Here is a 24,651-nt window from a genome sequence, read left to right as displayed (position 1 = left end):
GATCGCAGGCAATCAGGAGCAGTGAGCGGAGCCACCAATGAAGCAACTCGCGTTGATCACCTTTGAGCAATTCACCGACATCGACCTGTTCCTGATGTGGGATATTCTGGGGCGCAATCGAGACGATTGGCAAGTTCGCATATTGGGCAAGCAATCGGAACTCCGATCTTCAAATGGTCTGCTGATCCACACACACGGCCGGCTCGAAGAGGCCAACCATGCCGATGTTGTGTTATTCGCCAGCGGTAAAGAGGGTGTGCCGGCTGCCATCTCGGACGCAACCTTCATGGGGGCGTTCCAGCTGGATCCAGGGCGTCAATTGATCGGTTCCATCTGTGCGGGTGCGTTCATTCTTGCGCGGCTGGGCTTGCTTCCGGAACACCGAGCAACAACACATCCTGATGCGCGAGCGGCCCTGCACGCAGAAGGCGTGGAATTGGACGACAGGCCGTTCACGAGCAGTGGCAATGTCGCGACGGCTGGCGGATGTCTTGCCGCGCTCTATCTGGTCGGCTGGGTTGTCGAACGCCTGTTCGGTACACAGAAAATGCTGGAGGCATTACGGCCGGTATTGCCTGCGGGGCAGTATGGCGTCTACGAAGGGCTGGTTGTATCCAGTATCGAGCAAGGGGCACGCAGTATGGTGGCCGTTGATTCTTTGCGACGTTGGACAAAGACTGAGGTGAAGCATCCATGACCAAAGCGCACGCCGTGCCCATGCCTGGCAACAGCGTACTTGCGCCGCTCTACGTCGGCGCAGACCTGTCAGACGCCTTTGCAATTCGACTGCCGGCAGAGGCCAGCGATGATCTGGAGGCGCTGGCACGCATCGTGTTAGAGCGGCAGGCGTGGTGGATTCGTGCACTCTTGCGTGTCCGCGATGTAGTGATGGTGACAGTCAACGTCAAATCGTCTCACGCCGTCGGTCTTGCTGGAGCAGCGCGTGGGCCAGTTATCGGCTTCTTTCCGCTGCTGTCAAAGAGTGCGACGGAGTTGATCGTGGGCGCGGATGACCGGCATCTCGACTTCCGCGTCACCATCCAACTTCGCGCCGATGCGGCAAATGGGCGAGAACTGCTCGCGGCGACGGTGGTGCATTGCCATAACAGACTGGGACGTATCTATCTTGCGACGATTGCGCCGTTTCATCGTGTGATCATGCGGGCGAATCTGGAACGGGCGGTCAGAGAAATGAGGACTTGAGCATGCGTAGCGGCACGACGGGTGGACTCATGACTGGCGCTGCGCTGAACTCCACGGTTGCTGGCAGGCGATTCGCCACCTCCATCGGCTCCTTTGGGTCGACATGCGCCGACCGCATCCGGCAGTGCTCGACTAGCTTCGCTCATTGGAGGTTGACATGAAGATCGTCGACAATCCGCAAATTCGGTCTCGGCGAACACGTGGCAGTGAGGCGAGAGATCGACGAGAAGATGCGACCGTTTTACCAGTGCAGCGGTTCAAACAGACACAGAAAAGGGGCGCCGCTATCGGAAAACGAGACCGGAGCTGGGTTTTCCTGAGTCAGCGAGCAGCCTGAGAGTGTAAGCAGGATGTACAGCACGCCGCACTTCATGATGGACTCCAGATCTCCGCGCAACTTGCCCCTGCTCACGATTGGCTTTCCTACAATTTTTCATATTAATTCGACCGGAAATCATAAAACAATGAAAAATTAGGAGTAAGGGTAACTGCTGTCAGATGTTGCTGAAGTTTATGTAGTCAAGCGCTTCAGTTCTTTAGGTAAATGCTCGCCTTTTTTGCGTGGGCTAAAGTTCCAGTAGTGCCTGCCGTTAATGACTGTGTGCCTAAGAAAGCGCTGATTGAAGGTTGATTTCACGCGATCGGTCACGATCCAATAAGGGGCTGTGGGGTGAGCAGGTGAGTAAATCAGCGTTTCCCTAAGGCGCTCCCATTCCACCCATTAGACTTCTTTGGGTGCCCGTTTATTTTAAGGAAGTCGAACGGCCGTCTTCCCGCCTGTCCATTGACGGCCTGGTTCGGTCGTTCGACATCGGTGCATAGGTCGCCGACAATCGCCGATATGCTGTCGCCTCATGACGAATCGGCGCCGGTGACCTTTTTGACAAACCGCGCGGCAACACGCGGAGGGCTCGCCACAACCAGTGGACTTGGCTCTGACTGTTTGCCTGTTTCCGGACTATGTCACTCGTATGCTAGATCCCGCAGTGGCTATCGCCACATCCGCACTCATGAGCACGGTATTGCTGGTGCTGCTCGGTTCCCTGCTTCTGTCGGGGATACCCGGCGTTCGTGAATGGTTCGCCGCTAATCTCGGGATGGTCATTGCATTGGCGTTGATCCTGATGCGTGGCAAGATTCCAGATACCCTGTCCGTCGTTGCCGCGAACATGTTGATGGCATTGTCAGCTGTTACGTACTACGCTGGCTGCGCACGTTTTCTAGGGCGTCCGACCCACTGGCCTGTGCTGACCGCCTCGCTTTTACCGCTTGGTGCTGCGCTTGTCTACTGGCGTTACGCCTTCGACAGCATTCCCATTCGGGTGCTTGTCACAGCACTGTTCGGTGCTGTGGTTTGCCTCGCGATCTCGCTTCTTGTTTTCCGCCACCGTCCATCTGGGCGCGCTGCCTATCCTTATTGGGTCACGGCTGTGATGGCACTCCTCTTTGCTATATGCCAGGTCGCGAGAGGAATCTATTTCATGACGTTGGACGGCGTGTCGAGCCCGCAGATGTTCGCCTCCACGGGCAGTGTGATATTGCTTGTCGCGGCGGCCGCAATTATGCCGACGCTTTCGATGTCCGCGATGATGATGGTGCACAACGTACTTCTTGCTGATGCACGCGAGGCCGCGAACCGGGACTTCCTTACTGGGGCGCTCTCGCGTAAGGGCTTCGAAGCCATCGCACGGACGCGGTTGCGCGAAGCGGGCAGGAACGGTTCGCCCGTCTCGCTTCTGATCGTCGACCTCGACCATTTCAAGTCGATCAACGATACGTTCGGTCATGCTGGCGGAGATACCGTGCTGCGCGAATTTGTCCGCGTGACTCAGATGGAGCTGAGGCGTAGCGACGTGTTCGGGCGTTTGGGCGGCGAGGAATTTGCTGTGCTACTGCCGGCAACCGAGCCAGACGATGTGCAACGGCTCGCGGAGCGGTTACGTACCGCAGTCAGCGCAAAGCCCGTGATCACGGCTACTGGGCCTTGCACATATAGCGTCAGCGGCGGGATAGCTAACTGGAGACCGGGAGAGACTCTTGATCACCTTAGTACGAGAGCGGACAACGCGCTTTACGAGGCAAAGCGTTCGGGACGCAACAGGGTGTGCTTTCACCGCGCGACCAGGAGTGCAGACGATCTGCTGTCGCAAGACAGGGTTGAACAGGGTTCGGAGTAGGCACGCTCGGCTGGTGCATGGTGGCGTTTTCCATGCTGCCGCTGCCATGGTGCCAGGCGGGCGTATTGTTACGTGCGACGGCTATCGCGTGGTTCTGCAAAAGATGTCTTGGACGCGGTAGCGGTTCCGTTTGCGGTGTTTGGCGCACACGTGTGGATGCATACTCCACTAAGAGAGGGTTTACATGAAGAATAAGGGGCCGCACATTTTTGGCGGAAGTGCAGTCTTCTTTGGCTTGCTCGCCTACTTGGACTGGCGCGTCACCTATAGGGCGTCTGAAAGCGGCGTGATCCCGAAAGGCAGTCGGGGTTTTAGTACCATCTCGCTCGCTACTGATCCCACCGCCTTTCATTACCAATATCATTACGATCTTGTGCAGGCCGCGGGTCTCTCGCTTATCAGCGCGGTCCTTCTCGTTGCCGCGATAGTCTGCTTCGTCCGGTACCGGTGAGGATGCATTGGCATGGTTGAACGCCACGCTCGATTTACAGTGTGGCTGCGAAAACGCACTTGGTTGATGCGTCCGGAGCGTCAATGGGAGCTATTTCGATGCTTGCGGAGAATGGGGAATGGAAGACGGTTTGATCGCAATCGACGTCGCGTGGAAGCACGATTTTGTCGCGGAACCAGTTCGTCTGGTGTCCTTGCTCGACCGAAATCGCTACGAGATCCGTAAGCTTGAATTCTTTCGCGATGGGCGAGTTGGGTTTGCGGACGAAAAGAGCGCGACGCTGGGAACACAACTCGGTCTGCAGGCGGTGCCCGCGTTGACTGCGATAAACACCGATCCGCAGTTCGAAGCGCACGAATTGACGCTGCAAGCATTCGAGACTCTGTGGCGTATCAATGTGCCGCATAGCAATCATATTGCCTGAGACGGCACCCGAACCAAATCGCCCGTCAGTCGCATTCCGCGCCGTTTCAGTTCACTTCAGTGACGAAGTTATCTCGACTACGCCGGACTTTCTTCAAGTTCACAAGCCAATCCCCTTCGGCTGCCCGATACCCAAGCGGCAGCATGACAACGCTTCGCAGGTTCTTCGATTTCAGATCGAGGATCTCATCGACCGCCGCCGGGTCGAATCCCTCCATCGGCGTGGCGTCAACGTCTTCGAAAGCCGCTGCAATCAAGGCAGCGCCGAGGCCAATGTAAGCTTGCCGCGCGGCGGCGTGATAATTCGCCTCCGTTCCTCGATCGGCAACGATACCGAGCAACATCTGGCGATAGTTTTCCCAACCCTCGTTTTTGAAACCTCGGACTTCGTTGGTGAGGTCGAACATCATATTGACGCGGTCAGCAGTGATGTCGTCCCATGCAGCAAATACCAGCAGGTGCGAACAGTCGGTCACTTGCGCCTGGTCCCAGGCCACGGTCCGAATCTTTGCGCGGATGTCCGCATTGCTGATTACGAACAACTCAAACGGTTGGAGTCCGCTTGAGGTAGGCGCCAGACGCACCGCTTCAACGATACGTTCAAGCTTATCCGCAGGCACGGTTTTCGTCGCATCGAACTTCTTGGTGGCATAGCGCCACGCCAGTCTTTCATTTACTGTTGTCATTACGTTTCCTTTCGGTGTGAACCTGGATGTCGGTATTGGACCGCCGTTTCAAGATCAGCGGACGACGACATAGCCTCTGCTCACCTCTCATACACGCAGCCGAAAATACAAATTTGCCGACATCCTAACGTAAAGAGCGTTTGCTCGCTGACAGGCAAGCAAGCACCAGCGGAACCACTCTCTGAACCTGTCTGCTCGTCACAATTGCGGGCGGGCAAGATCGGCCAGTTTGGGTCGTTCGACATCGCGCTGTAGATCGTCAACAATGAAACACTAGTGAGTTTCCCTGCGGATTTCAGGGCGTACTTCCCTCCGATTCCGTCGACTCTGCGAAGTGCCAAAGGACGCCACCGCCCGGCCGAGATGATCGCTAAAGGCGAGGCCACACCGTCGGAGTTTCTGGAAGACGCGATCGCGCGCATCGAAACGCTGAACCCCAGGATTAACGCGATCGTTCTATCCCTCTTCGACCAGGCGAGAACTGCCGCGAAAGGCCCGTTGCCGGATGGCCCATTCAAGGGCGTACCTTACGCGATCAAGGATCTCACCGACCTGAAGGGAACGCGCCGAACCTCCGGCTCGCGGCTCTTCGCCAATCACATCTCTACCGGGACAACGCCGAGCGTAGCGCGCTCGATCGCGGCCGGCTTTCTGGTCCTGGGAAAGACCAACACGCCTGAGTTCGGGCTGAACGCCTCGACCGAATCCGTCTTATTGGGTGCATGCCACAACCCGTGGGATCTGAACCATTCGAGCGGTGGCTCTTCAGGTGGCGCCGGCGCTGCCGTAGCCTCAGGAATGCTGCCCATCGCCTACGCCAGCGATGGTGGTGGTTCGATCCGCATCCCGGCCTCATGCTGTGGTGTATTTGGTTTAAAGCCGAGCCGTGGACGCACGGTCGGAGCGGGTACCCGTCCAGAGGATGTGGGGGTCGAGCATTGCGTCAGCCGATCTGTCCGTGACAGCGCTCGTCTGTTCGCATGGAACGAGCGGCAGGATGCGGCAGCGCCCTTACCGCCAATCGGCTTCATCTCGGGCCCGTCTTCGATACGGCGAACGATCGGTTTTGCAACCAGAGATCTTTACGGGCAGGAACCCACCGCGTCTGTCAAAGCCGAAATTGAGCGTACGGCGCACCTTTGCCGGGCTTTAGGCCACCGAGTCGAGGAGGCCCGGCTACCTGTGGACGGCGAGGAATTCATCAGGAATTACGTCACCCTCCGGGCTGCCGATCGGCAGTCATTTCGCCAGCCGTCGCGGCAATGAGCGGATGCTTTTCGAGTTGGCTTACGAACTGGAGCAATCCGCGCCATGGGCGGGACGCTGGCCCGGATAAGCTGCTGTTAGCATTCTTTCTCTGGTCGCTGTCAAAGGGATAAGTGATGACAAGAAGAATCATCCGTATGGCAGGAGAAGCGGATGTACCGGCTCTTACGAAAATCCGTAACGATGCACACGCAAAGAAGGTGACGCATTCCGATTATGTGTGGGGCAAGGAAGGGGATGGATTTTCCGAGAAGTGGGTACTCAACAATGTCACTCAAAGAGACGTGTATGTCGTCGAGCAGGATGGCGAGTTTGTCGGAACGTTTTCGCTCGATTTTGGCGAAGACAGCCACTGGGGGCCGCAAGAACCGATCGCCGGTTATGTGCACGGGCTTTGTGTGAGAAACGGTTTTAACGGGCTCGGTCTTGGGAGTTTCATGCTTGACTGGTGCGCCAACAAGGTGAGCAGCGTGAACCGGCGTTTTGTTCGCCTCGATTGCGATGTCCAGAATGCGAAGCTATGCGCCTACTACGAGTCGCTTGGTTTTATTCGCGTAGGACTGAAATCCGACGGCTATGTCTGGTCACTGTACGAGAAACTCGCCCAATAGCTTTCGACCCAACGACGGCGAAAGTTGAAGTCACCGACATGCAGATTGAATCGGATGACGCTTTCGTCGCATCGCAACTTGAAGTTGCATAAAAAATCGATGACATACGCTATTAACGCATGCCCCAGAGCGGTTCCCGAGATTGGGGACCGCCACCCATTACCGGTAATTCCGGAAATTGAAATAGATCGTTGCGAACAATGCGCTTAATGATCGGCGATCGCTTTCCTAAAATTGAGATCACGTGATATGCACTCGATTTTGCACTGTCGACGCACTGTATGTGGCTATGCAGAAATACGAATGGATCGTTTGTGTCGAAATTCCAATCCAATTAAGGAGGAGCCGGTCATGAACAAGGCAATCAGCACATTAATCGCGGCTGTCGCCGCACTCGCGCTGTCGGGCGGCGCTTATGCGCAGGCCAACAACACGCTGGCCACCCCGACCACCGTGTCGCCCGCTGCGGCCACCAATGCAACGAGTGGCTACGGCACACCTGGCGCCGCCAACTCGGATAGCGGCATGAGCAACGCGCCGTCGAATTCGGGCCTGCCGAATAACGCGACGTCCCTCACCAACCTTCCCGGGAGTCACAATACGCTAGCAACCCCGAGCACAGTGTCCCCGGCTGCTCAATAGCAGCAATTGAGGATGACAATGAGGCGCTAGTGTTCGAGTTGCTCGTTTGCCTCCCACGTAAAAAAGACCGCTGCCCTCATGGACGGCGGTCTTTTTTTCACCCTGACCTCTTCCTGACGGCTGCGACGGTACCCTCGCCAGCCGCGTCCTAAGTCTCCTCATCCGTTCGGCCAAATCAAACAATTAGCCTACAAGGTTGAAGTCAGCCTTGGTTGGCTGCTTTATAATTATCAAGTCGTCGGGAAACACCCGGTGACCAGGTTTAGCAGCCTGCGACGCAAACCGCACACCCGCTCAGGCGGGTCGTGCGTCTACCTCTGCACGTCTATATTTCAATGGGCGGGCCTTGGTGGGGAGCCGCAAGGCTCGCCGGTTTGTTTGTGTCCCGGTCTGCTAACCCGCTTCGTGCCCGCTCACCCCTTCTCAGCGAGTGTCGGGCGATCCGAGAAGTAACAGGGAGATCGCACCATGAGCAAGTCCACCAAAAACCAACCCGCTTCGCGCCCGCCTGTCGACGCACTCCAGTACGAAAAGCTTGCCCTTTCCGCCTTCGATTTATGCAACCGGCACCTGGGTCAACTGGATACGATGATCACACTTGCGTCCTCGATATGTAGGAATCCTTCCATCACGCTTGAGGAAAGACGGCGTCGTCAGACGCTCCTCGAACTGCTGGTGGATACGGCGGAACAATATCAGCAGGAACTCGAATGCGACCGCGAGTTGTACAAGGTCATTGCACTCGATGCGAAGGGCGTTCCGCAAAGCCGCATCACCGCACGCCATGCGGCGAACCTGCTCGCAGAAGAGGTGGCGCAGCGAGCAGGAGAACCCATCGCTACCGGAAACGCTTCACAACGTGGAAGCGGGTCGTCGGAAAGCGCCACTGCATCAAGAGACGCCGCCGCGGCATCCATCTAGGCGATCGAGAAAAGCCAGCGAGTAGCAGAACAGCGCTGCCGAATCCGTCGAAGATGCGTCCACTGAGACGGTTTTCGTCCGTCTCAGTGCGGCCGATACTGCCCACTGGAGATCGCGGCGGGAATCCGCGACAATCAGACCAAACTCGATAGGGTGGGAGCGTCGAAAATGTTGATTGCCTTCGCAGGACTACCGGGCACCGGCAAGACAACGGTAGCGCAAGCACTCGCTCGCAAGCTCGCCGCGGTTTATCTGCGTATCGATACCCTGGAACAGGCGTTTATCGCATCCGGGAGCGGCGAGGTGGATATCGGACCCGCCGGCTATCTCGCCGGATATGCAGTGGCGAAAGACAATTTGCGCCTCGGGTTGACCGTTGTCGCGGACTCGGTCAATGCGCTGCATGTGACACGCAACGCCTGGAGAAGTGTGGCGCGCGAAACCGGTGTGCCCATCTTCGAGATTGAGCTGATTTGTTCCGATGCGACGGCGCACCGTCTGAGGGTCGAGGGACGCCAGGCGGATATACCGGGCCACAAGCTGCCGACATGGCAAGGTGTGCTTGAACGTCAGTACGATGCATGGGATTCAGCGCATCTTGTAGTCGACACAGCTAACGTTTCAGTTGAGCAGGCTGTCGAAACTATCACTCGTCAGTTGTCGACGATACCTCCAGAGACTCGAATGGCTTAGCGTTTGAGCGAGTCCGTATCGAACGGCGAGTAGGAGAACGACGTGGCGCGTGATAGAGGTCTGGAAGAATTATTGAACGACGACCTGAGGTCGGTGCCGGACATCGCGGAGAAGGCCATGTTCGGTGGCTGGGCATGGCTGGCGCATGGCAACCTCCTGTGCGGTGCGCGTGATGATGGAATGCTGGTGCGATTGGGTAAGGACAATGACGGCTGGGCGCTCGAGATACCTGGCATCGTTCCAATGATCTCGCGCGGCCGGCGAATGCACGGCTGGGTACGGGTCGCGCCGGAGGTGTATGGAAACGACGCGCTACGCCAGAAATTATTGAACTCGGCTCTCACGTTTGTCAGGTCTTTGCCCGCGAAATAGCGTGACGTTGCGTTTTATCCAACGGTCAATATTGTGGCATCGGCTGGTGTTTGTATCCTGATGATCGTTCGCCGCAAGTTGCTTCCCAACGCGAAGCTTCATGCTCGGCGATAATCAACGATCCTGCGTTCATATCGCCACGGAGACACAGCGCTTGCGTACACCGTCGAAACTGCTTTTCCTGCCCGGAGCTTCTGGCAATACCGCGTTCTGGCAGCCGCTAGCGAATCAGCTATCGATCAACGCCGAGAAGGTGATCCTTGGATATCCAGGGTTTGGCCAGGAGCCGCCTGCCCCGGATATCAACAACTTCGATGACCTTGTTCGGCAAGTCGTATCCCACATCAATCAACCGACTGCTCTCATTTCCCAGTCTATGGGGGGTGTCATCGCGATCCGGGCGGCACTGGAAAAACCTGACCTGGTCACGCATCTGGTTCTGGCGGTGACATCCGGTGGAATCGATACGCGTGAACTGGGCGCACAAGACTGGCGTGAGGGATTTATCAATGCCAACCCCACCTTTCCCGAGTGGTTTGTATCGTTCAGATCCGACCTCACGAGCGAGCTAGGCAAAATTGCCCAGCCGGTGCTCCTGCTTTGGGGAGATGCAGACCCATACAGTCCCGTTGCAGTAGGCCGGAGATTGCTCGAGCTGATTCCCAACGCACGCCTGCAAGTGATCTCCGGCGGAAATCACGATCTCGCGCGTGACCATGCGTTGCGGCTGGCCCCCGAGGTCGATGCCCATCTGCGTGGCGACGACTGCAGCTAATAGCAGCGTGCTGTCGTCCTCGGCGCGTAGCTGGTCTGCAGCAGACGGCTTCAATCGATACGCAATGGTCCTATGGCGCACCTGGTGCGAAAGCATCGTTCGCAAGACAGGTGTCGCTAAAGCGTAGTCGAGTTGCCGTTGCGATCGAGTTCATAGACCTTGTGGTCTTGCAGCCGGCACTTGAGCCACGCGCCCGCCTTGCCGAGTACACGAGCTTTCGACCAGATCAGGTCGACGCCGACCAGCCAGTCTGTGTGCGGATAGGCGGCCAGTTGCAGTTCGACGAACTCGCCTTCCTCCAGCTCGCGCAGGATCAGTTGGCGCGGTAGCGTCGTCCAGCCGAGACCCGCTCGCGTCATCTCGAGAAGCGCGAGGTAGCTTTCTGCCTGCCAGCAACGCGCCGAGTCGAGGTATTCCGTACTGGGAAGCGTGTTGTTATGGGCACTGAAAACCAGACGGCGATGTGAGCGCAACTCGGCAAAGCTCACGTTTTTCTGGTGCGTGAGCGGATGCCCGCGTCGCGCAACGTGCGCGAGAATCAGCTTCCCCATCTGAGAAAAACCGAAATCGCGCGGATATGCCGGCTGGGCAAACGCGACGCCCAGATCGACTTCGTCTTTCAGAAGCAGGTCATTCACATCGCCGTGAATGGGATGGCGAACATCGAGATCGACGTTCGGGAACTGCGCGGAAAAGTCGGTGAGCACCGGCATTACCGCGTTATAAGGCACCTCGATCGCGAGGGTGAGCCTGGGCTCGACCAGTTCTCCGAGATCGTTCGCGTGCGACTCCAGATCGAGACAACGCTCCAGCACCAGTTCCACTTCATTGAACAGTTTCCTGCCGGCAGGCGTGAGCACTGGCAGTTTGCTTGTGCGGTCGAAGAGCGGTAATCCCCAATCCACCTCCAGGTTTGAGATCGCGAGGCTAATGGTCGATTGTGTCTTGCCGATGCTGCGCGCCGCTGCGGAGAACGAGCCCGTCTTCACGACGCGGGCAAATATCTCAAGCTGGTCGAGTGAATAGCGCATTGCGCTTACCTGATGTATTGAAAAAACCGATGGATGATCATTTGGTTTCATCGGAAGTGTGATGGATTATGGCGCACCGGTCGATGCATGGCGAGCCGCAACGGACGAGGGATTTCCCTCGGGTGTCACGGCTCCTCGCGCCCGGTCCATTATGAAAATCAGGAGACATTCATGAGCAAGCGAAGCACTCATCCGGTGGACGAGATATTGCCGCTGCGGCAACTCGCGAGCTACGGATTGCAGCACGTGCTGGTGATGTACGCGGGTGCTGTGGCCGTGCCCCTCATTCTCGGTAGCGCGCTGGGCCTCACACAACAGCAGATGGTCACGCTAATCAACGCCAACCTGTTGACCTCCGGCATTGCAACGCTGATCCAGACGATCGGCATCTGGAAGTTCGGCGCGCGGCTGCCGCTGATCCAGGGCTGCTCGTTCATCGCCATCGCGCCGATGATCATGATCGGCAAACAATACGGCCTCGCGCACGTGTTCGGGTCGGTGATTGCCGCCGGTGCGCTGACGGTCCTCATCGCGCCCGTATTCAGTCGACTGTTGCGATTCTTTCCGCCCGTGGTGATCGGTAGCCTCATTACTATCATCGGCGTTTCGCTGATGCCTGCCGCAGCGATCTGGCTCGGCGGCGGCAACCCCGACGCACCGGATTTCGGTTCCGCCGCCAACCTTCTGCTCGGCTTCGCAACGGTTGGCGTCACGCTGTTCGTCTATGCGCGCTTCAAGGGATTCGTCGGCAATCTGTCGGTGCTGATCGGTTTGATCGTCGGCACGATCATCGCGGCTGCGTGCGGTATGACGAGCTTCGCGCACGTCGGCAACGCAGCGTGGTTCGAGATCAGCGCGCCATTCGCGTTCGGGATGCCGCGTTTCGCCGTGACGCCGATTCTCGTGATGGCACTGGCCATGCTGGTCATCATGGCGGAGACCACGGGCAACGTGCTCGCCATCGGCACGATCATAGGCCGCGCCTCCACGCAGACAACGCTCGGCAATGCCTTTCGCGCCGACGGACTATCTACGATGCTCGGCGGCATTTTCAACAGCTTCCCATACAACGCGTTCACGCAGAACACCGGTCTCATCGCTCTTTCGAACGTGAAAAGCCGCTACGTTGTCGCGTCAGCGGGCGTCATCATGATCGTCATGGGACTCTTCCCGAAGCTTGGCGCATTGATTGCGTCGGTGCCGCGGCCCGTGCTCGGCGGCTGCGCAATCGTGATGTTTGGAATGACAACCGTGGCGGGCATTCAGGAACTGTCGCGTGTGAAATTCGACGGCACGCGCAACGCGATCGTTGTTGCGGTGTCGGTGAGCGTCGGCGTGTTGCCGATGTCCTTTCCCGCGCTTTTCGCTCACGTCAGCGGACCCGCGAAGCTGATTCTCGATAGCGGCATCTTCCTCGGCGCAATTTCAGCCATCTTGCTCAACGTCCTGCTCAACCGCGGCCGGCGTGAGACGAACGCATATGAGACGCCGCACCCGATCCCCGGTGGCGCCGGCACGGAAGCGCATTGAACTACCGACCCCATCCACTAAACGAAAACAGCGGAGAATTTCCAATGAATGCAGAAATGGCTTTTGAACCGGCGAAACTCGACGAACGTGATGCAGCGCTGCTGCGCGCCGCGATTGAGTTGGCCGACGAATCGAGGCGGAACGGGCGCCACCCGTTCGCGGCGATCGTGGCGGACGAGCATGGCAACATCGTAGCTTCAGCCGGCAACAATTCGATGCCGCCGCAGGGCGACCCGACCCAGCACGCGGAACTGGTCGCGGCGGCTAAAGCCGCGCGTCTGCTCTCACCGGAGCAACTCTCCCGATGCACGCTCTATACGAGTGCCGAACCCTGTTGCATGTGCTCGGGCGCAATCTATTGGTGCAATATCGGACGCGTCGTCTATGCCCTTTCCGAACATCGGCTGCTGGGGCTCACGGGGGGACATCCTGAGAACCCGACGTTCTCTCTGCCATGCCGCGAAGTATTTCTGCGCGGTCAACGAAGTGTCGAGGTTGTCGGTCCAGTTCTCGAAGACGAGGCGGCGTGTTCACATCATGGGTTCTGGGAGTAGTCCATAACATGTCGACGTCGTAAGAGGAAAACTGCAAGCACCGAACCTGACTGACCACATCAGTCGGGTTCGCCGGGAGGCGTATTGGGATGCGCTTTGACGCTTTCCTTGAACTGTTTGACCATTTTCAGCATGGGGCCAAGCACCCAGGTGTTACGCACCAGAATATCGGTCTCTTCTTTCGGATCCTGAATCAGGTGAAAGAGGTAAGGCGATTCCAGCTTGTTCGCTCCGGCATTGACATAGGGTTCCCAGACAAAGTGGAGTTTCCAGTCACGCCACTTCACCGCACGCAATTCGTCCTTGATGTAGAAGAGGAAGCCTTCACGGTTCGATACCGGTTTCTTTCCCGTCAGAAAATCGAGCTGGCTGACGCCGTCTATCGGTCGGTCTTCGGGTAGCGTGCTGCCAATCACCTCTGCGATGGTCGGCAGCAGATCGACTACGTGCAGGATCTGATTGTTGACATCGACCGGAATCTTGCCGGGCCAACGTGCGATGAACGGCACGCGCAGGCTGCCTTCCATCGCGGTGTGATACGTACCCGTCCACGGGCCGGCCGTGCCGCGATAAGGCGCGCGAAATTCCGGACCATTGTCGCTGCAGAAGATGAACAAGGTGTTGTCGGCGAGCCCAAGCGCGTCGATCTGATCAACCACCTGCCCAACCCGGAAATCCATCTCGGCAAGCGAATCGGCGAACTCACCCATACCAGTTACGCCATCGAAGTCCTTATGCGGTAACGTCGGAAAATGAAGGTGAACCAATGGCAAGTAAAGAAAGAAGGGCTTTGAAGCCCGCGCGTTTCGCTGAATGAATTCGTTCGACTTCTCGACCAGTTCTTCGTCGATCGTTCGCCGGGTGTCGAGGTCGTACGCCTTCACATTCGTCGACGGCTCGCCTTTCTTGCCGGCCATGATGTAAGGGATATCCGCGACGTCAGGGTCGAAGCCGATCGAAGTGGTGAACTGGGTCTCGTCGGTGGTGCGTGGAATGCCGTACCACTCGTCGAACCCGCGATCGGAAGGGAAGCGGCCCTGCACGTCGCCCAGGTGCCACTTTCCGAAATGCGCAGTGGCGTAGCCTGCTTGAGATGCCATTTCGGCGAGCGTCCACTCCGTGCGTTTCAACCCTTGCGGCAGCCCCGGCGGAACCGATTGAAATGCGCCGGTGCGAATCGGATGCCGGCCCGTCATCAGCGCACTGCGCGTTGGGACACAATCACTTTCAACGTTGTAGTTGAGAAGGCGCATGCCGCTTTGCGCCAACGCGTCGATGCGTGGCGTTGCTGCGCCGCGGATGAGCTTACCGCCGCCATAGCAACCCAGTTCGCCCCAACCCAGGTTGTCTGCAACGATAAGAACGATGTTAGGTTTGGTGTTCATGATTCTGTCTGCAGGTGGAATATCAAGCTTATTCAGTGGGCTTGTCGTCGCCAAATTTGCGAATGCAAATCAGTAGACCGATGACGCTGATGACTGCCGCCGTCGTCACGTATGCCGCCGGCACGAACTTGCTTTGGGTCACGCTCATACCCCAGGTCAGCACGAGAGGAGCAAAGCCTCCAAAGATCGCGACAGCGAGGTTATGGGTGAGCGCGAGGCCGGTAGTACGCACGCGGCTTGGAAAGAGTTCGCTGAGAACGGCGGGCATCGGTCCTTGATATCCACTGACAATCAGACCGAGGATCGCGCAGATCGCAATGAACACGGCAGGGGAGGGGCTGGCGATCAGCCATGCGAAGAGCGGCAGGACGACGAGACCCAGCGTGACGGCCGCAAACAGCAAGACACGCTTGCGGCCGCCCCGGTCGGCAATCGCGCCGGCAATGGGGCAGGCAATCATCTGCATCCCGCCCATCAGGAGCGTTCCCGCGAACGCTAGCGACGGATCGAGATGGAGTTGCTTGATCGCGAATGTCGGCATGTACAGGATGATCACGTACGACGAGGCCGTGACGAGCACATAGATGCCGATGGCGAGTACGAGTCGCATTTTGTTGTCGTAGAACGTTTCGCGTATCGGACTGCCTGCGTGAGTGTCCTGGACGAAAACCGGCGTCTCGTCGACATGTCGGCGAATGAAATAGGCGACCGGAATAATCAACAGACCAAAGACGAACGGAACGCGCCAACCCCAGCTCAGGAGTTGTTCGGGCGTGAGGTAGCGAGTCAGCAGCGTACCGAAGAGCGAGGCGATGACAGCGGTGCCGCCTTGCGCGGCCATCTGGAAACTTGCGTAAAACCCGCGCTGACTGCGTGGCGAGTGTTCAACCAGGAAACTGGTGGACGCGCCGAACTCGCCACCAGCGGAAATGCCCTGGATGAGCCGGCCCGCCACGACAATGACCGGCGCTGCCAAACCGATGGAGGCGTATGACGGCGTGACTGCAATCATCAGCGTACCAACTGCCATCAGCGCGATGCTGAGCGTGAGGCCTTTTTTCCGGCCGACGCGATCAGAGTACGAGCCGAGCAGGAGCGCACCCAGCGGTCGCATCAGGTAGGAACCGCCGAACGTGCTGAGCGCCAGAAGCAGCGACGTGAGCTCGCTTTCGGTGGGGAAAAACAGTTTCGCTATAACAACCGCAAAGAATCCGTAAACCACCAGGTCGAACCACTCGAGCGCGGTGCCGATCGTAGCTGCCATGACGACCCGGCGCAGGCGCCGCCGTTGGTCAGTCGCGGCGACGACCGCCCGATTTGCTGCGTTCGCCATCTCCATATCCCTTCCCGCTTGCGAGTGCAAAGTGAAAGAAGTATTGACAGCGAAAAATGACAGAGCAAGCATACTTGCTTCGCATTCAATAACCATTGGTTATCGTGAACCTGGACGACCTGACGTATTTTCTGGCGGTGGCGGAGACTGGGCTGCTGCATCGCGCTGCAACCCAGGTGGGCATTAGCCAGCCCGCGTTGACGAAGGCCGTCCGCCGGCTGGAGTCGCAGCTCGGTGTGTCTCTATTCGAGCGTTCACCCAAAGGCATGCAGCTCACGCGATACGGCATCGAGTTTCAGCGACACGCCGTGACACTGCGTGCCGCGTACGAAGCTACCTTGGGGCAGATCGCTGAGCTCTATTCGGGCGAGCTGGCAAAAGTCAGAATCGGCGCAACCCCGGCGACTGAGCCGCTGGTGGATCGAGCGTTTCTGTCCTTACTCAAGAAGCGTCCAGCGCTGCGCCTGGATCTGACAGTGCAGCTGTCCGACACGCTGATTCGGGCGCTGCTGGAAGGCGATATCGACGTGGCGGTGTCGCCCATGCCTGTCGACATGCCGGAAGACTTGCGCGCTGTCCCCCTGCTGAATGAAACTACCTCGGTCGTATGCAGGAAAGAGCACCCGTTGATTGCGTCGAAAACAGCGGCGACGCCACAGGACTTGAGCCGCTACCCGTGGATTTTGCCGAGTCCGAGCGTATCGGTCCGGCAACAGATTGACGCGTACTTTCTGAAGCACCGCCTCGACGGCCCACGAGTGCAGGTCCAAAGCAACTACAGTTCGCCAATGGGGGTGTTCTACCTGATCGCGAACACCGACATGCTAGGTATTTGCAGCACACAGCATTGGCCGATCGCGAAGCAACTGGGGCTTCAGGTGCTATCGGCCACCCGTGCAAACTGGCCGCGTGAGATTGCGTGCCTGATGAGGAAAAATGGGACGCTCTCTCCATTGACTGCTACGTTCGTGGAGCAACTGGTGGAAGAAGCGGCTGGGCCAGGAAAGTCTTGACCGCCTCGCTGTGGACGAGACGGGCTCTGGAGCTTGGGGTGAATTTCTGCGATCGTTGCCAGAGACTTCGACGTGGACGAATGGCTGAAGGCCAGCTACTTTGCTTGAACGCCCGGGCTTGCGATTCTGGGACGCGGCGACTGCTCATAGAACTGAATCGAATCAAAGGCATGATTTGCGATTTTCCTGACTTCTGCGCCGTCTGAGCCCTCTGCTTGCATCCAGAATATGTCGCTCTGAACCAGTATGAATCGCGATACCTCAGTATGCGAATTGTCCGCTCGGACGTTCTCATACTGGAATGCAGGAAATCCCTTCACCCCGAAGCGATTTTGCACCTGCGGCTCGTTTTCCAGCTTGTCGTAGCGGGCCTTCGCCTGAGTTGAGTCTACGTACTGAAGCCGCGTCACCTGGACTTCTACTCCAGTTCTGGATGTCGCGAACATGGTTTCAAGCGAGAGAGGTTTCTCAGGTTCGCCGGCTGAAGGCGAAAATACTCTCACGTCAGCGGTGTATAGCCCAGGCATGCTCGCAGTGAAATCGCCCATAAGGTTTTCTGATGCTACCCAGCCATCGTCTCCGACGTTACCGGCATCCTTCTCCAGGATATTGATCGCAAACGATGCCGGCTTTTCTGCGCGGAGAGGCAAGCTTGCGAGTCCGATGACCAAGGCCAAAGGCACGATTTTTCTAAACATGAGGAATAAACCACGTCAACGTGCGCTTCAAGAATACAGCGGGCATACCATCTTCCTTGCGTCCACGAATGAAGTGCGATTATAGAGGTTCGATACGATTGTCAAGACAGGTCATGTGACTAAGGCTAACCATGTTTAAGGCAATCGGGCAGAACAACGCATGCCCGCTCATCAGTCACATTAAAAGAAGAGGTAACGAGACTGAATCATGAACGACCATTGCATGTTTGACATAGCGCGAGGCAATGTCCGGTGCTGCACGGGTGATTGCCGTGTGAGGGCGGCGCGCTAGCGCTCGAGCGCTGGGCCTTCCATGTGTATATCTTCGGGCTCCAGTGCAAACAACGCCGGGTCCGGCTGTGGACTCGGCACGAAGCCCAGCCGCAGATAGAAATCCACCGTGCGCTCGGAAGGCGTTGCCGACACATACAGGCGTCGAGCACCGGCATGCGCCGCATGTGCCTGCGCCGCGCGGTACAACTGCAGGCCCGCGCCATGGCCGCGATACGCGCAGCTCACGTGCAGGAACTTCAATTGCAGCATGTCCGCGTTCGGACCGAGCCGGCGGCTGTCGACGATTGCCGCGCCGATCAGCCGCTCGCCATCGAAGAGGCCCGCGCACCAGCCACCGCGGTCGTAGCAGTCGAGCAGCAGCGGCGTGTAGTGCTCCGGCTCGCCGTCGGGCCAGCCGTGCATGTCGTAAAACTCGGGGTAACGTTCCAACTGCCCGTTCTTCAGACGGTACAGATGATGGATTACCTCGCTGCGGTCGATAGTCCAGACCCGCACCAGTTCCTCGCGCTGCAGTTCGCGCAGGGTGAAGGAGGGTGGTGTGGGAGAAGAACGGTTCATGGATTCGATCGGTGTTGAGTGCGAGAGAAGACCGGGAAAGGTTCGGAAAGTCCCTGAGAAAAAGCACAAAAAATGGTCCGCAACGGCAATCGCGGAAGTGCAGCATAGCATTCGTGCGCCGACGCCTCAGCGAATGCCTGGCGTCGAGTATGGCTACCCGGTGTAGTGCCACGGCGCAATGCACGCCCTGAATTCAGTCAGGCGGCCCGCATTGCGCCGAAGTTCGACAGGGTTAGAACGCGCGTGCGATCGCGCGAGCTTCTTCGATCGCGTTACTTCGATCGGCCTTTCCGTCTGGGCCGAACAAGGTACGCTCGACGACAATGCCGGCGACGTCTTCCACACCTACGAACTTGAGCCAGGTTTCCATATAGGGGCGCTGAAGGTCGAACTCGCTGGCCGGCGTAAATGAACCCGGCGACGTGTAGCTGAGTCCGCGCGCGTAGACGACCGCCGCTTTTTTTCCACGCAACATACCCGCAAAACCTGAACTATCGAACGTGAACAGCACGTCCTTCTGCGAGATCACGTCGATCAGATGCTTAAGCTTGTACGGGATGCTGAAATTCCATAGCGGCACGCCGAACAGGAACTTGTCCGCTTCGTGGAATGGCGCCGCGAGTTCTTCGATACGCTGCCATGCCGCCGCCTGCGCCGTCGTCAAGGCTGCTCCGCTCAGCCCGGCGTATTTGGCGGCCAGGGCGTCGCCATCGAACTCGGGCATCTCCAGGTCCCATATGTCGAGCTTCTGTATCACATGATCGGGATGCGCCCGCTGGTACACATCGAGAAATGCATTGCACACCTCGATGGATGCCGAATACTCCTTGTTGGGTGAGCCTTCGATATAGAGCACGCGTGTCATGAAACCCTTCCTTACCAAGGGGGCGGCGGGGCGCAGGATGCGCGCTCGCCTACTGTGATTCACAGCGTATCGAGTTGGCCTATAATTTAGAAACGATATTAATTGGTTAAATTAACCCGGTTCAGTGATTAATGGACAATCCCCTCGACACCGCGTTACTTCATACGTTTGTTGCCGTCGCCGATGTGCGGAGCTTTACTGGTGCGGGTCGCAGACTGAATCTGAGTCAATCCGCGGTTAGCGCCCAGGTGGCCCGTCTGGAGGAACAGATCGGCCGCGCGCTTCTCGTGCGCAATACGCGTAGCGTCGCGCTCACGGAGCATGGTCAGACGTTGCTCGGATACGCTCGTGCAATGCTCAATCTGAGCGAGGAAGCCCGGGCCAGGTTGGGACCTGCCGACGTATTCGGTGGCAAGTTGCGCATTGGTGCATCGGAGGACTTTGCGGGAGGCTGGCTTCCTGATGCGATGCGCCGCTATAGCGTTGCGCGCCGTGGTTTGCTGCTGGATCTGACAGTCGACATTGGCGAGAGCCTGTTTCGACGGCACGCAAACGGCGATTTCGATCTCGTGATCGGTAGCCGGTGTTCGCACTCGGACAAAGGTGCGACTTTGTGGCGGGAGCCACTCGTCTGGGCGTTTGCCCGTCACGAACCCCTGCCCGAAGGTGATGTGCCGCTCGCGTGTTTCCCTAATCCATGTCCGTACCGGGAGGCAGCCGTCAAGGCGCTCGCGTTAGCCGGCATGCCTTATCGAATCGCATGCGAAAGTCCGAGTATCACCGGCATCCAGGCATTTGTGCGAGCCGGCATCGCTATTGCACCGGTGGCGCGTAACGCGATCGGCGACGAGCTTCGCGAATTGGGTGTCTCCGAGGGTCTGCCGGAACTGCCGGAGATTGAATTCGTCATGATGTACGATACAAAGATGCCGGTTGCTGCCGAATTCGCCGAGACGATTTTCGACGAAGTCGCTGTTCGCACAGGGGCGGGAAACCGCAATCAGGCAGTAGCAAAACCCCCTCGCGCTTAACCCGACGATGATCATCCTTTGGATGATAGGGCCTGCCGTGGGAGGTCGATCAAAGACCGGTGTATGCCGAAAGGGGACATGGCTGCGGGTGTGAAGGGGCGCATCACTCGCCAGCCCAGGGGCGACATGGTCTCTTCAGTATCTGTCCGCAGAGCCGTTAATACGGTAACGGGCGGGTGCCCGACCTTAGCCAGATCTGCGGACTCATCGTGAAAAAAACAGTCTTTCTAGCCTCGTTTCTTTATCTGTTTGCGTCAGTGGCACACGCCGGACTCGATGTCACCGCATACAGCGGACTAACGATTGTCGAATCACCTGTTGTTGCATCTGACGGGATACCACAGGGAAACAGTCAGGTCGTCTTGTCTCCGGTCGATTTTCCCGAACGTTTTCGTGGGCTTGAGAGTGGAAAGGTGTACCACTTCAGCTCTTCTTTTGATTTTAGAGCAGGCTCGTATTCCGGCTACAACGAATGGAGAAATCGGCTGGCAAAGCTCGCGGGATACCAGCCGAGTTTGTCCGTTCGAAATGGTGTGACCGAATCGCGGTACGACGAGACAGTGTGGAAACTGGATCACGGGCCTTTCTGGGAGTTGATCAATTTCTCGGACGCAGAAGGCGTGATCGGTCCAGAGGTATGCAAAAAGGTTCACCAGGATTTCGTTCAGTATCAGGATCAGGCGACGCAACTTCCCGACGTGGATTTTCGCGAATCCTATGCTGACTGGATGAAGGCCTTTGCCATGTGTGCGAACAACGGCGCAATCGTGTTTCATTAGACGCGAGCTCGACCGAGCCGACCCTCGCGCCGATTCACTGAGTCAACCGGCCGTGCACCGTCCTCATCAACCGTAGAGCGCGAAATCGACGTCCTTGCTCTCGATGACGCCGCCCGCGCGACCCGGTGCTCGCTGATTGCTCCAGTACAGATTGGTGTGCCTGATTACGCCATCCGGCGGCGGTGCGCCCCATTGCGTCATGTCTTCCGTCGTGTGGGCATCGCCGACGAGAATCGCGTCATAGCCGCGTACGAGTGCGCCATGCAGCGTCGAGCGAATGCACATGTCCGTCTGTGCACCCGTCACAATGAGTTTGCCAACGCCCAACCTCGATAGCACCTGTTCCAGATCGGTGTCTTCAAACGCGTCACGATAGTTCTTTTCGACGATCGCTTCCCCCGGTGCCGGAGCCAGTTCGGCAACGATCTGCCACGCTTCGCTACCCGCTTTCAGGTCTTCGTCGGCATGGCGAACCCAAACGACCGGTACCTGTGCACTGCGTGCCCGTGCAACAAGCATGTTGACAGTGTCGAGTACTTCACGACGCCGATATACGTTCGCGACGACGTCATTCTGAAGATCGATAACGACAAGTGCGGTGTTGGAGCGATTGGCTAGCGTAGTCATGAGCCGATACCTTTCGACAAAGAAACCTATGTTAACGGGATCTGCCGACTGTAGCACGACAGGCCGACTGGATACGTTCAACGGACGTTCGTACGCGGGTTCGCGAGGCGGCTGCATGGTGCTCAACCCAGGCATTCGTCGTTTCCCCTTAGTCGGGTTGGACTACATGCGCTTGAATGCGCCGTGTTAGCCTCGCCATGCACCTAAACCAGCGATCCCGGTCGCGGGATACACCGGTTTTGGCACCAACGAGTCGCAAGGATAATTGCAGATTCAGCGATTCAATCCAATTTAATTCGGTATACAAAATAAATTAAACGTGTATCGATTTGATCGGATCATGAAAATACAATCAAAAGGGAACCGAATGTCAAAACGCACCTGGATGCGCGCACTTTTCGCTGCCATTTCTGCTGCCTTGATTGGCGTTGTCGTCGCCGCGTGCGGCTCGTCATCCTCGTCGCTCAAGCAGACCGGACAGCAGCAGATTCAGCACGTCTTCGTTATCACGCTCGAAAACGAAAACTACGCGACCACGTTCGGCGCGAATAGCAAGGCGCCGTATCTGTCGCAGACGCTCGTGTCGCAAGGCGCGCTAGTGCAGCAGTACTACGGCACGGGCCACGTGAGTCTCGACAACTACATCTCGATGATCAGCGGTCAGGCGCCGACGCCGGAAACGGATAACGATTGCCCGATCTATCAGGATTTCACGCTCACCGGCATGACGCCGGACGGCCAGGCGATTGGCTCGGGCTGTGTGTACCCGGCCAGCGTCAAGACGCTGCCCGACCAGCTAAAGGCCGCTGGCCTGACCTGGAAGGGCTATGAGGACGATATGGGCAACGACCCGACGCGTGAAGCCGCCACCTGTGGTCATCCGACGCTCAATACAACCGACCTCACGCAGGTTGGGGAAGCGCCGAGCGCGGCGGTTCCGCAGGGCGATCAGTACGCGACGCGTCACAACCCGTTCATGTACTTCCATTCGATCATCGACTCGCCCGATTGCGGCCAGAACGTCGTGAACCTGAACCAGCTTACGACCGATCTGCAGTCGATCTCGACCACCGCCAACTTCAACCTGATTACGCCAGATCTGTGCGACGACGGTCACGATTCGCCGTGCGTGAACGGCCAGCCGGGTGGGCTGACGAGCGCGAACGCGTTCCTGCAGAAGTGGGTGCCGATTATCACCGCCTCGCCGGCGTTCCAGAAGGACGGCCTGCTGATCATCAACTTCGATGAAAGCAGCTACGCGTCAGTGACCCAACCCGCGGCGGGCCAAACGCAACTCACGTTCTCGGGTACGACCTGCTGCAGCCAGCAGCCGGGACCGAATCTGCCGGCGTTTCCGCAGACTTCGTCGCTGTCGTACAAGGGCGCGACCATCAATCTGACCAAGCAGAGCTTTGGCGGCGATCAGACCGGAGCGGTGATGATCTCGAAGTTCATCAAGCCGGGTACGGTGTCGACGGTGCAGTACAACCACTACTCGATGCTCAAGAGCATTGAAGACATCTTCCAGCTGGGGCATTTGGGCTACGCGGGGCAGGCCGGGCTGGTCGGGTTCGGCAACGACATCTTCACGAACCTTTAAGCCGATGATAGCTTTCGCTACGCGATTCGCAGTGCGCGCTGTGCTGGCGGGCACTGTGCTCCTGCCGATGGCAGCGGGCGCGGCGTCGAACGGCGCGCCGCCCGTCTACAGCGATGCCGCGGCGCTCGGCAAGCTGATGTTCTTCGATGCGTCGTTGTCGGCGTCGGGCAAGATGTCGTGCGCGAGCTGTCATAGCCCGTCGCACGCGTACGGGCCGCCTAACGGGCTCGCCGCGCAATTCGGTGGGCCCGACATGCACCGCCAAGGCACGCGCGCCGTGCCAAGCCTGCGCTACGTGCTGAACCGCACGCCGATGTGGAGTCACGCGCAGGCAGCGAGCCTGTCCGAGCGGCTGAGCGAGACGGACAACGCGCCGGTTGGCGGCTTCGGCTGGGACGGGCGCTTTAACCGCCTGCACGATCAGGCGAGCTTCCCGCTGTTCAACCCGGACGAGATGGCGAACAAGGATCCGGCGGCCGTGCTTGCGAAGCTGGAGCAGGCGCCATATGCCGCACGTTTCAGGGAAGTGTTCGGTCAGAACATTTTCGCCGACCGTACGAAAGCGTTCGCCCAGGCGATGTACGCCATCGAGCGTTTCGAGCTTGAAGACCCGAGCTTCCATCCTTACACCAGCAAGTTCGATTACTACCTCGACGGCAAGGTCCAACTGACGGCACAAGAGTTGAGAGGCAAGAAACTGTTCGATGACCCGGCGGGTGGCAATTGCGCCTCCTGTCACATCGACCAGGTGGGTGTCGACGGCTCGCATCCGCTTTTCACCGACTTCAACTTTCAGGCGCTCGGTGTGCCGCGCAATCCGGAACTGCGTGCGAATGCAGACCCGAAGTACTTCGATATGGGTCTATGCGGGCCGCTGCGCACCGACCAGTCGAGCGACACGAGCAACTGCGGACTTTTCAAGTCAGTGTCGCTGCGTAATACAGCAACGCGGCAGGTGTTTTTCCACAATGGCCGCTTCCATACGCTGAAGGACGCGCTGCGTTTCTACGTGCAGCGCGACACGAATCCGGCGAAGTGGTACCCGAAAGACGCACACGGCAGAGTCGATAAATTCAACGACCTGCCCGTTGCGCTGCGCGTGAACGTCGATACCACCGACGAGCCGCTTACGC

The 24,651-nt window shown here is 58.1% G+C and carries 26 protein-coding genes; 18 read left to right on the top strand and 8 right to left on the bottom strand.

Annotated features, from left to right (window positions below; translation table 11 throughout):
- The first annotated feature begins 37 nt into the window (after window positions 1-37).
- From BCY88_RS37095 to BCY88_RS37075, 4 genes are all read left to right on the top strand, one after another.
- The gene (locus BCY88_RS37095; protein WP_120349049.1) at window positions 38-697 is read left to right on the top strand and encodes a DJ-1/PfpI family protein; all 660 of its coding nucleotides are present in this window, start codon (window positions 38-40) and stop codon (window positions 695-697) included.
- Complete coding sequence (locus BCY88_RS37090) at window positions 694-1,203, top strand: DUF2867 domain-containing protein (protein ID WP_120349048.1); 510 nt, start codon at window positions 694-696, stop codon at window positions 1,201-1,203. Before BCY88_RS37095 ends, BCY88_RS37090 begins: the two co-directional genes overlap by 4 nt.
- A 929-nt stretch (window positions 1,204-2,132) precedes the next feature.
- Window positions 2,133-3,380, top strand: a complete 1,248-nt coding sequence (locus BCY88_RS37085; protein ID WP_259461635.1) for a GGDEF domain-containing protein — start codon at window positions 2,133-2,135, stop codon at window positions 3,378-3,380.
- A gap of 569 nt (window positions 3,381-3,949) precedes the next feature.
- On the top strand, window positions 3,950-4,255 hold the full coding sequence (locus BCY88_RS37075) for a DUF6881 domain-containing protein (protein WP_259461634.1): 306 nt from the start codon (window positions 3,950-3,952) through the stop codon (window positions 4,253-4,255).
- 46 nt (window positions 4,256-4,301) lie between these two features.
- Here BCY88_RS37075 and BCY88_RS37070 read toward each other — a convergent pair whose 3' ends face one another.
- Window positions 4,302-4,940, bottom strand: coding sequence for a nitroreductase family protein (locus tag BCY88_RS37070; protein ID WP_120349046.1), 639 nt, complete (start codon window positions 4,938-4,940; stop codon window positions 4,302-4,304).
- A 363-nt stretch (window positions 4,941-5,303) separates the two neighbouring features.
- Here BCY88_RS37070 and BCY88_RS37065 point away from each other — a divergent pair, with 363 nt between their 5' ends.
- The 7 genes from BCY88_RS37065 to BCY88_RS37035 all read left to right on the top strand — a co-directional run bounded on the left by BCY88_RS37065 (window position 5,304) and on the right by BCY88_RS37035 (window position 10,220).
- A complete protein-coding gene (locus BCY88_RS37065) occupies window positions 5,304-6,206 on the top strand; it encodes an amidase family protein (RefSeq protein ID WP_120349045.1) in 903 nt (300 codons plus the stop codon).
- A 116-nt stretch (window positions 6,207-6,322) separates the two neighbouring features.
- Entirely contained in the window at window positions 6,323-6,817 is a 495-nt protein-coding gene (locus BCY88_RS37060; RefSeq protein WP_120349044.1) for a GNAT family N-acetyltransferase, read from the top strand.
- Between the two features lie 351 nt (window positions 6,818-7,168).
- Window positions 7,169-7,459 (top strand): hypothetical protein, encoded by a 291-nt coding sequence (locus BCY88_RS37055; protein ID WP_120349043.1) that lies wholly within the window; start codon window positions 7,169-7,171, stop codon window positions 7,457-7,459.
- Window positions 7,460-7,927: 468 nt separating this feature from the next.
- Window positions 7,928-8,380 carry a hypothetical protein gene (locus tag BCY88_RS37050; RefSeq protein ID WP_120349042.1) on the top strand — a complete coding sequence of 151 codons (453 nt, stop codon included), beginning with the start codon at window positions 7,928-7,930 and terminating at the stop codon, window positions 8,378-8,380.
- A gap of 168 nt (window positions 8,381-8,548) precedes the next feature.
- Window positions 8,549-9,073, top strand: coding sequence for a P-loop nucleotide/nucleoside kinase family protein (locus BCY88_RS37045; protein ID WP_120349041.1), 525 nt, complete (start codon window positions 8,549-8,551; stop codon window positions 9,071-9,073).
- A gap of 42 nt (window positions 9,074-9,115) precedes the next feature.
- On the top strand, window positions 9,116-9,445 hold the full coding sequence (locus BCY88_RS37040) for a TfoX/Sxy family protein (RefSeq protein WP_120349040.1): 330 nt from the start codon (window positions 9,116-9,118) through the stop codon (window positions 9,443-9,445).
- Window positions 9,446-9,599: 154 nt separating this feature from the next.
- On the top strand, window positions 9,600-10,220 hold the full coding sequence (locus BCY88_RS37035) for an alpha/beta fold hydrolase (protein ID WP_120349255.1): 621 nt from the start codon (window positions 9,600-9,602) through the stop codon (window positions 10,218-10,220).
- 116 nt (window positions 10,221-10,336) lie between these two features.
- Here the strand turns inward: BCY88_RS37035 and BCY88_RS37030 are convergent, their stop codons facing one another.
- Window positions 10,337-11,251: a LysR family transcriptional regulator gene (locus BCY88_RS37030; RefSeq protein WP_120349039.1), complete on the bottom strand. Its 915-nt coding sequence runs from the start codon at window positions 11,249-11,251 to the stop codon at window positions 10,337-10,339.
- A gap of 171 nt (window positions 11,252-11,422) precedes the next feature.
- Between BCY88_RS37030 and BCY88_RS37025 the strand changes: the two genes are divergently transcribed.
- Complete coding sequence (locus BCY88_RS37025; RefSeq protein ID WP_120349038.1) at window positions 11,423-12,781, top strand: nucleobase:cation symporter-2 family protein; 1,359 nt, start codon at window positions 11,423-11,425, stop codon at window positions 12,779-12,781.
- A gap of 44 nt (window positions 12,782-12,825) precedes the next feature.
- Complete coding sequence (locus tag BCY88_RS37020) at window positions 12,826-13,335, top strand: nucleoside deaminase (protein ID WP_120349037.1); 510 nt, start codon at window positions 12,826-12,828, stop codon at window positions 13,333-13,335.
- Window positions 13,336-13,394: 59 nt separating this feature from the next.
- Here BCY88_RS37020 and BCY88_RS37015 read toward each other — a convergent pair whose 3' ends face one another.
- Together BCY88_RS37015 and BCY88_RS37010 are read right to left on the bottom strand one after the other, a co-directional pair.
- Window positions 13,395-14,720: an arylsulfatase gene (locus tag BCY88_RS37015; protein WP_120349036.1), complete on the bottom strand. Its 1,326-nt coding sequence runs from the start codon at window positions 14,718-14,720 to the stop codon at window positions 13,395-13,397.
- 28 nt (window positions 14,721-14,748) lie between these two features.
- Window positions 14,749-16,053 (bottom strand): MFS transporter, encoded by a 1,305-nt coding sequence (locus BCY88_RS37010; RefSeq protein WP_259461633.1) that lies wholly within the window; start codon window positions 16,051-16,053, stop codon window positions 14,749-14,751.
- Window positions 16,054-16,157: 104 nt separating this feature from the next.
- Here BCY88_RS37010 and BCY88_RS37005 point away from each other — a divergent pair, with 104 nt between their 5' ends.
- A complete protein-coding gene (locus tag BCY88_RS37005; protein ID WP_183081545.1) occupies window positions 16,158-17,066 on the top strand; it encodes a LysR family transcriptional regulator in 909 nt (302 codons plus the stop codon).
- A 95-nt stretch (window positions 17,067-17,161) separates the two neighbouring features.
- Here BCY88_RS37005 and BCY88_RS37000 read toward each other — a convergent pair whose 3' ends face one another.
- The 3 genes from BCY88_RS37000 to BCY88_RS36990 all read right to left on the bottom strand — a co-directional run bounded on the left by BCY88_RS37000 (window position 17,162) and on the right by BCY88_RS36990 (window position 19,481).
- On the bottom strand, window positions 17,162-17,764 hold the full coding sequence (locus tag BCY88_RS37000; RefSeq protein ID WP_120349033.1) for a hypothetical protein: 603 nt from the start codon (window positions 17,762-17,764) through the stop codon (window positions 17,162-17,164).
- 288 nt (window positions 17,765-18,052) lie between these two features.
- Window positions 18,053-18,616 carry a GNAT family N-acetyltransferase gene (locus BCY88_RS36995; protein WP_120349032.1) on the bottom strand — a complete coding sequence of 188 codons (564 nt, stop codon included), beginning with the start codon at window positions 18,614-18,616 and terminating at the stop codon, window positions 18,053-18,055.
- A gap of 232 nt (window positions 18,617-18,848) precedes the next feature.
- Complete coding sequence (locus tag BCY88_RS36990) at window positions 18,849-19,481, bottom strand: FMN-dependent NADH-azoreductase (RefSeq protein WP_120349031.1); 633 nt, start codon at window positions 19,479-19,481, stop codon at window positions 18,849-18,851.
- Window positions 19,482-19,612: 131 nt separating this feature from the next.
- Between BCY88_RS36990 and BCY88_RS36985 the strand changes: the two genes are divergently transcribed.
- Both BCY88_RS36985 and BCY88_RS39705 read left to right on the top strand, forming a co-directional pair.
- The gene (locus BCY88_RS36985) at window positions 19,613-20,512 is read left to right on the top strand and encodes a LysR substrate-binding domain-containing protein (protein ID WP_120349030.1); all 900 of its coding nucleotides are present in this window, start codon (window positions 19,613-19,615) and stop codon (window positions 20,510-20,512) included.
- A 209-nt stretch (window positions 20,513-20,721) separates the two neighbouring features.
- Window positions 20,722-21,291 (top strand): hypothetical protein, encoded by a 570-nt coding sequence (locus BCY88_RS39705; RefSeq protein ID WP_147408608.1) that lies wholly within the window; start codon window positions 20,722-20,724, stop codon window positions 21,289-21,291.
- A 66-nt stretch (window positions 21,292-21,357) separates the two neighbouring features.
- Here BCY88_RS39705 and BCY88_RS36975 read toward each other — a convergent pair whose 3' ends face one another.
- Window positions 21,358-21,918 (bottom strand): cysteine hydrolase family protein, encoded by a 561-nt coding sequence (locus BCY88_RS36975; RefSeq protein ID WP_120349028.1) that lies wholly within the window; start codon window positions 21,916-21,918, stop codon window positions 21,358-21,360.
- A gap of 367 nt (window positions 21,919-22,285) precedes the next feature.
- Between BCY88_RS36975 and BCY88_RS36970 the strand changes: the two genes are divergently transcribed.
- Together BCY88_RS36970 and BCY88_RS36965 are read left to right on the top strand one after the other, a co-directional pair.
- Entirely contained in the window at window positions 22,286-23,518 is a 1,233-nt protein-coding gene (locus tag BCY88_RS36970) for an alkaline phosphatase family protein (protein ID WP_259461631.1), read from the top strand.
- 4 nt (window positions 23,519-23,522) lie between these two features.
- A partial coding sequence (locus tag BCY88_RS36965; protein ID WP_404935762.1) for a cytochrome-c peroxidase occupies window positions 23,523-24,651 on the top strand: 1,129 nt, incomplete at its 3' end.

It is taken from the genome of Paraburkholderia fungorum (assembly GCF_003610895.1).
GTDB lineage: Bacteria > Pseudomonadota > Gammaproteobacteria > Burkholderiales > Burkholderiaceae > Paraburkholderia > Paraburkholderia fungorum_B.
This window is presented reverse-complemented; position numbering and strand designations above follow the sequence as displayed.